Below are 2,763 nucleotides of genomic sequence, written 5' to 3'. Positions count from 1 at the left end.
GTCAGGCTTCACAAGTTCACAAAATAGTGATATACTGAAAAAAAAATGAATGAAGATGGGTGACAAGCATGGCCAGAAAACCAAGAATCCATTACCAGGGCGCACTTTACCACGTCATCGTTCGTGGCAATAACCGCGCATATATATTTAAGAGCAGGGAAAATAAAGAAGAGTATAAAAAAATAGCATCAAAATATAAGAAAAGATATCGTTTTAAATTGTATGCCTATTGCATCATGGATAACCACGCTCATCTGTTAATAGAGGTTGACGATATTCCTTTATCAAAGATCATGCAAGGCATACAACAAGTCTTTACCCAGCATTACAATCGGAAAAATAAAACTACTGGTCATGTATTTGAACAAAGATATAAATCCTATTTATGTGATAAAGATGTCTATTTACTTTCATTAATCCGATATATTCATCAGAACCCGGTCCGCTCAAAATTAGCCGGTGGTATCAACTACCAATGGAGCAGCCACCAGGAGTATTTAGGAAATCCGGGACTTACAGATATAAATTTTCCGCTAAGCTTATTTGCCCACCATAAGAACAAAGCCATCAAGAGATACCTGATTTTTATGGATGAGATGGAAACAAAAGAGGTTAAATCAGTGATCAAAGAAGAAGAAATAATAGAAGTGGCTAAAAATATAGAAAGACATAAAATGCCAAAGAATGCATTAATCAAAATCATCGAAGAAGTCACTGAAATAAAGATGGGTAAAATAAAAGGGAACACAAAATCTAAAAGAATATCAGATATCAGAAAACTCTATATTAAAAATCTTAAGAAGTATACAGATGTACCAAACAAAGAGATAGCCGATTTGCTTGAAATCGGAAGTTCAACGGTAACCAATGTATTAAGCAGAAGATATACCGAAAATGATTTCATCGTCAAATCGAGTGTAGAAATTGATAAAAATGTGAAGTTGTGAAGCCTGACCCCAGACATACACTTAAATGGCTAAAACTTACTTAAAACCCCCATATCCTTGATTATGATGACTTTTTTATCGAATTCGATAATTCCCTCCTTCCTCATTTTAATTAGCTCTCTTGACAAGGAAGGCCGCTGAATTCCCATATGTTCGGCCATCTCTTTTCTGGAGAGGGATACTTTTATAATATTACTTCCTTGTTTCGTATATTCTTCCATTAGAAAATTTCCAATCTTTTGTCTGATACTTTCCAGGGAGAGCATCTTGACCTTTTTATTTAAGATTAGTAATTTATCAGAAAGTAATTCTAAAAAATTTTCCATAAACTTATGGCAATTAGTTAAGCAGTTGATTAGACCCTCTTTCTTTATAAACATAATCTTTGAATCTTTAATTGCCCCGATAGTAGCTGAAAAGGAAAAAGAGGGCTACTTTTTATCCCCCCCATTCTTAACTGAACAACCTTCATTATATCCAAATTATTATATATTTACCCCAAAAATCTTTCTAAAACATTGACAAAAAATGAATTATTGTGTATGCTTACCTTTAATAATAGGTCATAATAGCAGTTAGTAAATAAAATCAGCTATTTATTATGGTATGAGAAACTTTATTTTTTATAAATAAAGAATTATTTAAGGAAGGTAACATGGTTTATTCAAAAATAATTAGCACAGGTGTTTATGTCCCCGCAAGAATTGTAAAAAATGATGAGCTTTTAAAAATGGTAGAGACTAATGATGAGTGGATTACCTCTCGAACAGGTATAAAAGAACGAAGAATCTCCTCCGGAGAAAAAACCTATCAGATAGCCGCAAAAGCGGCAAAAGAAGCAATTGAAAATGCTGGTATAGAAAAAGAAGAGATTGATATGATTATATTAGCTACAATAACCCCCGATTTTTTTATGCCTTCAACTGCTAATCTCGTTCAGGCAGAATTAGGGTTAGATGATATCCCCAGCTTTGATGTAACAGCGGGCTGTACTGGTTTTGTCTATGGATTACAGATAGCCGATCAATTTATTAAATCTAAACAGAGCAAGACAATTCTGGTAATAGGAGCAGAAGTTTTATCAAAGGTCACTGATTGGTCTGATCGGAATACTTGCGTACTTTTTGGAGATGGCGCCGGGGCAGTAATTTTAAAGAGTTCCAGCCAAGAGGGTATTATTTGTACTTATACTGGTTCTCAGGGAGATTTGAAGGGACTTCTTACCCTTCCGGCAGTTCCCTTAAAAAATCCTTTTTTGGATATTCAAAATAATAATGGAGGATCCAGTACTATATCTATGAATGGAAAAGAAATATTTCAATTTGCCACCAGAATAATGATAAAAAGCATTTCCCAGGTCCTAAATAAGTCTAATCTTTCTATGGATGATATTGATTATATTATTCCCCATCAAGCTAATATTCGCATTATTGATTATGTAGCCCGGAAACTAAAGATTGAACGAGAAAAATTCATTATTAATTTAGACCATTTTGGAAATACTTCTTCTGCCAGTATCCCGCTTGCTCTAAATGAAGCTCATAAGGAAAAAACATTTTGCCCAGGGGATCGAATTATAATGGTTGCTTTTGGCGGTGGATTAACCTGGGGATCCGCATTATTAAACTGGACAATGTAGCTCGCGAATGCAATGTTCATAGTCAATTAATATTAATAGCAGAATAGTAATGCAAGGAGGGTAAAGAATTTGAAAAATAGAGTTGTTATAACCGGAATGGGAGCAATTACTCCGATAGGTAATAATGTTAAAACTTTTTGGGAAAATATAAAAAAAGGAAAATGCGGTATTGATTTT

The 2,763-nt window shown here is 33.9% G+C and carries 3 protein-coding genes; 2 read left to right on the top strand and 1 reads right to left on the bottom strand.

Annotated features, from left to right (window positions below; genetic code table 11):
* Window positions 1-68: 68 nt before the first annotated feature.
* Window positions 69-947, top strand: coding sequence for a transposase (locus Q7U95_RS01610; RefSeq protein ID WP_308751531.1), 879 nt, complete (start codon window positions 69-71; stop codon window positions 945-947).
* 29 nt (window positions 948-976) lie between these two features.
* On the opposite strand, the gene Q7U95_RS01605 is transcribed toward Q7U95_RS01610, so the two are convergent.
* On the bottom strand, window positions 977-1,327 hold the full coding sequence (locus Q7U95_RS01605) for a helix-turn-helix domain-containing protein (RefSeq protein ID WP_308751530.1): 351 nt from the start codon (window positions 1,325-1,327) through the stop codon (window positions 977-979).
* Between the two features lie 275 nt (window positions 1,328-1,602).
* Between Q7U95_RS01605 and Q7U95_RS01600 the strand changes: the two genes are divergently transcribed.
* Window positions 1,603-2,586: a beta-ketoacyl-ACP synthase III gene (locus Q7U95_RS01600; RefSeq protein WP_308751529.1), complete on the top strand. Its 984-nt coding sequence runs from the start codon at window positions 1,603-1,605 to the stop codon at window positions 2,584-2,586.
* Window positions 2,587-2,763 lie beyond the last annotated feature (177 nt).

It is taken from the genome of Candidatus Oleimmundimicrobium sp. (assembly GCF_030651595.1).
In the GTDB taxonomy this organism is placed as follows: domain Bacteria; phylum Actinomycetota; class Aquicultoria; order UBA3085; family Oleimmundimicrobiaceae; genus JAUSCH01.
This window is presented reverse-complemented; position numbering and strand designations above follow the sequence as displayed.